Source organism: Streptomyces sp. NPDC050703, assembly GCF_040654435.1.
Taxonomy (GTDB): Bacteria; Actinomycetota; Actinomycetes; order Streptomycetales; family Streptomycetaceae; genus Streptomyces.
In genome coordinates this window covers 1-6,735 of the sequence record NZ_JBFAHX010000088.1, presented here as the reverse complement: position 1 = coordinate 6,735, position 6,735 = coordinate 1, and the positions used below count along the sequence as shown (strand labels likewise).

Below are 6,735 nucleotides of genomic sequence, written 5' to 3'. Positions count from 1 at the left end.
GTCGACACCGGGCGCGTTCATCGAGTTCAGCCGCCAGCGCGGCCTTGCCGTGGACGGCCGCTGCAAGGCGTTCTCCGACAGCGCCGGCGGCCCCGCCCCACGCCGGCGCGGCGGCCGTGCCCCCGGCCGGCGCCGGCCCGGTGGCCTCGGTCCAGGGCTGTCCCGCCGGGTCGGTCGCCTCGTCCACACCGGCCGTCCGAAGAAACATGCTCCGCTCGCCTCCACGCTCTTGACTCACACACTCTCGCTCCGCGCACCCGCGGCAGCCGCCACCGGCCGGAGCCCGCGCGGTCCTCCCGCCGGTCCCCGGTGTGATTCCGCGTGCGGGAGGCCGTCCACCGGGTCTTTCCTCACCTGATCAGGGGACCAAGGACCCCTCCGCAGGGACCCGAGGACCCATGCCCGGCGGCGGTCCGCGCCCGTCGGGCGGGATCGTGACCGCGGTGTGAGACTGCCCCTGAGGCGGTGATCACAGATGTCGAGTCCACCCGGCGCGCCAGGCCCCGGAGAGCAGCTCCTGGAACAGCTGCTCGTCGCCGTGCACGCGGCGCCCGCGCTCGAACTCCCCGCCGTGGTCCAGCAGTTCGCCGACTCGGCGGCCATCGACCGGATCGACGTGTACCTGGTCGACCTCCAGCAGCGCTACCTGGTGCCGCTGGCCGACGGGCCGAGCACCCTCGGCGTGGACAGTTCCGTCGCCGGTTCGGCCTACCGGGCCCATGAGCTGCGCGTCGAGGAGCGTTCCCACGGCCGGCTCACCGCCTGGCTGCCGCTGATCGACGGGGTCGAGCGGCTGGGCGTCATCGGTGTCACCGCACCGTCCCTCGACGGCAGGGTGCTGCGCCACTGCCGGGTGCTCAGCTCCATCCTGGCCATGGCGATCACCTCGAAGCGGGCGTCGAGCGACAGCTTCGCGCGGCGCACCCGGTCCCAGAGGATGCAGCTGCCCGCGGAGATGCTGCGGGCCTTCCTGCCCCCGCGTACGATCGGCAACTCCCACGTCGTCTCGACCGCCGTCCTCGAACCGGCGTACGAGATCGGCGGCGACGTCTTCGACCACTCGCTGACCCGGTCCACCCTGCACGTGGCGATCCTCGACGCCATGGGGCACAACCTCGCGTCGGGCCTCACGACCGCCGTGGCGATGGCGGGGTGCCGCAACGCCCGCCGGGCGGGGATCGAGCTGCCCTCGCTCGTGGAGAAGATCCAGGAGGCGATCGCCCAGTGGCTGCCCGAGCAGTTCTGCACGGGCATCCTCGCCCAGCTCGACCTGGCCACGGGCGTCCTGCGGTGGTGCAACTGCGGCCATCCGACGCCCCTGCTCATCCGGGACCACCGGGTGCTCGACCACGCCCTCGAACGGCCCCCGCAGCCGCCCATGGGGACGCCCGCCTCACTGGCCGGCGTCGACTGGATCGTCCACAAGGAGCCGCTGCAGCCAGGCGACCGGGTGCTCATGTACACCGACGGCGTGACCGAACTGCGCACCGGGAACGGCGGCGAGTTCGGCCTCCAGCGGTTCGTGGACAGCATCATCCGCTCCACCGCCGCGGGCGAACCGGCGCCGGAGGCCCTGCGGCAGCTCATCCACTCCATCCTCGACCGGCAGGACAACCAGCTCCGCGACGACGCGACCCTGCTGCTCCTCGAATGGCGGCCCTGAGCCGCGGGAACGGCCCCCGGTCCGAGCCGTTCCGCACGCCGGCACGTGTGTTCCCCGGCCGGCGGGATACACGGCAGAGCAACGGCAGGACACCGACACGCGCCGGCAGTGAGGAGTACGGGCACCATGGGGAACGAGGACGCCACGGGCGACGAGGTCTACCAGCCCGACCCCGGCGAGATACGCGAGGACGACGGAATCCTCGACCCGGAGGACACGCTCGGCGACCAGGAGTCCGACCCCTACGACGAGGGCTGGGCCCCGCCGGAGCGCCCGCTCGCCGCGACCCGCACCGGCACGACGGCGGAGGAGCAGTACGAGGGCGAGAGTCTCGCGGAACGGCTCTCCGAGGAGCGGCCCGACCCGGCGCTCAGCGTGCCGGACCCGCTGGAGGACGGCGTGGCCGCCGACGACCTGGTACGGGCCGACGAGCCCCTCGACGAGCCCCCCTTGGCCGACCCCGACGAGGAGCCGCTGCTCCCTCCCGACGAGGGAGCCGTGGAGGACCCGGAGGACGCCGCCGAACACGACATGCTCGGCGAGGGCATGGGCATCGAGGAGAGGGACAGCGAGGGCTCGGACGTCGAAGACGACGAAGACGAAGGGGTGGCCGAGCCGGACGGGGCGCGCAGGGAGCCCGCGGGGCCGCCCGCCCCGTAGCGCCGCACCGGCCCCGCCCCTGCGCCCCCTCCCCCGCGAGCCGCCTCCCCACCCGGGCCGCCGTCTCGCGCAGCCAGACGTGCGCGGCGTCGCGGGTATACACCGGGTGCCACACAGGGCCTCCCGCAGCGGGACCGCTTCGTACGGTGGTTCGGCCATGCGGACGGCGGGCGGCGGACGGCGGGGCGAGCAGTCGGGCGAGGCGCGCCTGGACGAGCGCGATCCGCCGGGTGCACGCCACGAGCAGCGGCAGCGACTGGAACGCTCTTCGCCGGGCCCTTCGCCCTCGGCACCCTCTCGGCCCAGGACGGGCCGCCCTTCCCCGCCCTGCTGGAGCGCCGGGACGAGGTGCTGCCGCGCCTGCACGGGCTGGGCCACCTCGTCCACCGCGGCCCCGCGGCCCGGCCGGACCGGGCCGGCGGCGGTTCACTCCGGGCGCAGCCAGACCGTGGCCAGGGGCGGCAGGGTCATGCGCAGTCGGGCGGGGCGGCCGTGCGCGGGGGCGGGCTGGGCCAGGAGCGGTTCCGGGTCGTGGACGTCGCCGCCCCCGTACGCGGCGGCGTCGGTGTTGAGCACCTCCCGCCACACGCTGCCCGCCTCGTCCACGCCGAGCGGGTAGTCGTGGCGGACGACCGGGGCGAAGTTGGAGACGGCGAGCAGCGGTGTGCCGTCCGCCGCGTACCGCAGGAACGCCAGGACGTTGTCCTGGGCGGCGTCCGCCACGATCCAGGAGAACCCGGCCGGGTCGGTGTCCCGCTCCCAGAGGGCGGGCGTCTCCCGGTACCGGTGGTTGAGGTCGCGCACCAGGCGCCGCACGCCGTTGTGGTCCTGTTCCGCGGGGTAGGCCGGGTCGAGCAGCCACCAGTCGAGGCCGTGCTCCTGCGACCACTCGGCGCCCTGGGCGAACTCCTGGCCCATGAACAGGAGCTGCTTGCCGGGGTGGGCCCACATGTAGCCGAGGTAGGCGCGGTGGTTGGCCCGCCGCTGCCACCAGTCGCCGGGCATCTTGGAGACGAGCGCCTGCTTGCCGTGGACGACCTCGTCGTGGGAGAGGGGCAGGACGTAGTTCTCGCTGTAGGCGTACACCATCGAGAACGTCATCTCGTTGTGGTGGTACTCGCGGTGCACGGGGTCGCGCTTGATGTACTCCAGGGAGTCGTGCGACCAGCCCATGTTCCACTTCAGGCCGAAGCCGAGACCGCCCAGGCCGTCGGGGCCCACGTCGTGCGTGGCCCGGGTGACGCCGTTCCACGCCGTCGACTCCTCGGCGATCGTGACGACGCCGGGGCAGCGGCGGTAGACGGTGGCGTTCATCTCCTGGAGGAAGGCGACGGCGTCGAGGTTCTCCCTGCCGCCGTGCTCGTTGGGGGCCCACTGCCCCTCCTCGCGGGAGTAGTCGAGGTAGAGCATCGAGGCGACGGCGTCGACGCGCAGGCCGTCGATGTGGAACTCCTCGCACCAGTAGACGGCGTTGGCCACCAGGAAGTTGCGCACCTCCTTGCGGCCGTAGTCGAAGGTGAGGGTGCCCCAGTCGGGGTGCTCGGCGCGCCGGGGGTCACCCGGCTCGTAGAGGTGGGCGCCGTCGAAGTCCGCGAGTGCCCAGTCGTCCTTCGGGAAGTGGGCGGGGACCCAGTCGAGGAGTACGCCGACCCCGGCCTGGTGCAGCCGGTCGACCAGGTACCTGAAGTCGTCGGGGGTGCCCAGGCGGGACGTGGGCGCGTAGAAGCCGGTGACCTGGTAGCCCCAGGAACCGCTGAAGGGGAACTCCGCGACGGGCATCAGCTCGACGTGGGTGAAGCCCGCGTCGGTGACGTAGCCGGTCAGCTCGTCGGCGAGCTGACGATAGGTCAGCCCTGGTCGCCAGGACGGCAGGTGGACCTCGTACACCGAGAAGGGCGCCTCGTGCACCGGGCGGTCCGCGCGGTGGGCCATCCAGGCGTCGTCCGCCCACACGTAGGAGGACTCGGTGACGACCGAGGCGGTGTCGGGCGGCACCTCCGCCCTGCGGGCCATCGGGTCGGCGCGCAGGGTGTGGGCGCCGTCGGGGCGGGCGATGTCGAACTTGTAGACCGTCCCGGGGCCGAGGCCGGGCACGAACAGCTCCCACACGCCGCTCGAACCGAGCGAACGCATGGGGTGGGCCGTCCCGTCCCAGCAGCTGAAGTCGCCGCAGAGCCGCACGCCCCGGGCGTGCGGCGCCCAGACGGTGAAGCGGGTGCCGCGCACCCCCTGGTGGGTCATCGGGTGGGCGCCCAGCGCCTTCCAGAGCTGCTCGTGCCGGCCCTCGCCGATCAGGTGCAGGTCGAACGCGCCGAGGGCGGGCAGGAATCGGTAGGGGTCCTCGTATGCGGTCTCCGGGCCGTCATAGGTGACGCCGATCCGGTACTCCGGGAGCGCGCCGCCCGCGGGCTCTCCGTACGGCAGGACGGCGGAGAAGAAGCCGTCGCCCATGTCGTTCAGCGGGACGCGCCGCTCGCCGGTGAGGAGCGTGACGGCGCGGGCGTAGGGGCGCAGGACCACGAAGGCCACACCGCCGGGGACCGGGTGCGCGCCGAGCACGGCGTGCGGGTCGTGGTGGGTGCCGGCGAGGAGCCGCCGCCGGTCCTCGTCGGCGAGCGGGGCCTCGGGGACGCGGTCCGTGTGCCCGGCGGCGGGCCGGGTGACGACGGGGGCGCGCAGGACGGCCGCGGGGGCGGTGGGGTGGGTCTCGGTGGTGGTCACGGATCAGCTCTCCTCTGCGAGGCGGGCGATCGCCGCCATGGGGACCGGCAGCCAGTCGGGTCGGTGCCTGGCCTCGTACAGCGCTTCGTAGACGGCCCGGTCCGTCTGGTAGGCCCGGAGCAGTTCGGTCTCGGTGCGCGGGTCCCACCTCGCCTCGGCGGCGTAGCCCGCGCAGTACGCCTCCCGGCAGCGCCGCACCCAGGAGGAGCGGCGCGGGTGGTGGGTGTGGGCCGCGTAGTCGAAGGAGCGGAGCATGCCGGCCACGTCCCGTACGGGGGTCTGGGCGTTGCGCCGCTCCGCGAGGGGCCTGGCCGGTTCGCCCTCGAAGTCGATGACGAACCACCGCTCCCCCGCCCTGAGGACCTGGCCGAGGTGGAGGTCGCCGTGGATGCGCTGGGCCGGACGGCTGAGGCCGCGCGCCGCGACCGCCGCGTACGCGGCCCGCAGCCGCGACACGTAGGGGACGAGCCCCGGCAGCTGCCGGGCGGCGGTCTCCAGGCGGCCGGTCATGGCCGCGGCGAGCCGGGCGCCGCCGTGCGGGTCCGGTGGCTCGGTCGGGAAGGCCCCGGCCAGCGCGAGGTGCACCTCGGCGGTGGCGCGCCCCAGCTCGAAGGACTCGTCGGCGAAGTCGGCTCCGGAGGCCAGCGACCTCAGCGCGAGGGTCCAGCCGTCCGTGGCCTCGCGCAGGAACGGCTGGAGCACGCCGAGCGTCATCTTGCGCGGTTCGGTGGTCCAGAACCACGCCACGGGCGCGGGCACCCGGGTGCAGTCCCCGCCCGCGAGCGCCCGCGGCACCTCCAGGTCGGGGTTGATGCCGTACTGGATGCGCCGGAACAGCTTCAGGATGTACGCGTCGCCGTACACGAGGGAGGTGTTGGACTGCTCCCCGTCCAGGAGTCGCGGCGGCAGCCCCTCGGGCACCACGCTCCGCGCGTCCCGTTCGAAGCGCAGCGGGCCCGTGGCGCCGGGGACCCGCAGGCGCTCCAGGAGCAGCCCCGCCGACCAGGGGTCGAGGAGGGCGTCGTACACGGTGAGGCCCGCGAGGGGGCCCGCGTCGGGGCGGCCGATGACGGCGTGGTGGAGCCGGGCCGGCAGGTGTTCGCGGACGCCGAGGATGAGCTGGTAGCAGTCGTCGGGCCGTCCCGTGTGCCCGGTGCGGATCAGCAGGTGCAGGCACCCCGGGTGGAGTTCGGTGCTCGACATCACGGACAGGTCCGTCACGGGCCTGCCCTTGCCCGCGAACCAGCGCTGCCCCGGCAGCCACGCCCGGAGGAGCCCGGCCAGCGAGGTCAGCAGCTGCGGGGGGCTGAGGCTGCTGGGTGACTGCGATGCGGTCTGCAGCATGCGCGACAGGTCCCTTCAGAAGTGCACCGCGGGCGCGGTGGGACGTCGTGGCTGTTCGGACAGGCGGAACCAGTAGAAGCCGTGACCGGCGAGGGTGAGGAGGTACGGCAGTTCGCCGATGGCCGGGAAGCGCACCCCGCCGGTCAGCTCGACGGGGTGGCGTCCGGCGTAGGCCCGCAGGTCCAGCTCCGTCGGCTGGGCGAAGCGGGAGAAATTGGACACGCAGAGCGCCAGGTCGTCCCCGTACTCGCGGAGGAAGGCGAGGACGGCGGGGTTGGAGGAGGGGAGTTCGGTGTAGGTGCCCAGGCCGAAGGCGGGGTTCTGCTTGCGGATCTCGATCATCCTGC

General features: G+C 73.8%; 5 protein-coding genes and 1 pseudogene. 2 read left to right on the top strand and 4 right to left on the bottom strand.

Annotated features, from left to right (window positions below; genetic code table 11):
- A pseudogene (locus AB0I16_RS35610) lies at positions 1–187 on the bottom strand (hypothetical protein); the annotation flags it as partial.
- A gap of 288 nt (positions 188–475) precedes the next feature.
- On the opposite strand from AB0I16_RS35610, the gene AB0I16_RS35605 reads away from it, so the two are divergent.
- Together AB0I16_RS35605 and AB0I16_RS35600 are read left to right on the top strand one after the other, a co-directional pair.
- Positions 476–1,663 (top strand): PP2C family protein-serine/threonine phosphatase, encoded by a 1,188-nt coding sequence (locus AB0I16_RS35605; protein ID WP_363253830.1) that lies wholly within the window; start codon positions 476–478, stop codon positions 1,661–1,663.
- Between the two features lie 126 nt (positions 1,664–1,789).
- Entirely contained in the window at positions 1,790–2,323 is a 534-nt protein-coding gene (locus tag AB0I16_RS35600) for a hypothetical protein (protein WP_363253829.1), read from the top strand.
- Between the two features lie 426 nt (positions 2,324–2,749).
- Here the strand turns inward: AB0I16_RS35600 and glgB are convergent, their stop codons facing one another.
- The 3 genes from glgB to AB0I16_RS35585 form a co-directional block, all read right to left on the bottom strand.
- Positions 2,750–5,002, bottom strand: coding sequence for a 1,4-alpha-glucan branching enzyme (gene glgB / locus AB0I16_RS35595; RefSeq protein WP_363253831.1), 2,253 nt, complete (start codon positions 5,000–5,002; stop codon positions 2,750–2,752).
- Between the two features lie 45 nt (positions 5,003–5,047).
- The gene (locus AB0I16_RS35590; RefSeq protein ID WP_363253828.1) at positions 5,048–6,388 is read right to left on the bottom strand and encodes a maltokinase; all 1,341 of its coding nucleotides are present in this window, start codon (positions 6,386–6,388) and stop codon (positions 5,048–5,050) included.
- Positions 6,389–6,403: 15 nt separating this feature from the next.
- The coding region (locus AB0I16_RS35585; RefSeq protein WP_363253827.1) for an alpha-glucosidase C-terminal domain-containing protein at positions 6,404–6,735 on the bottom strand (332 nt) is incomplete at its 5' end.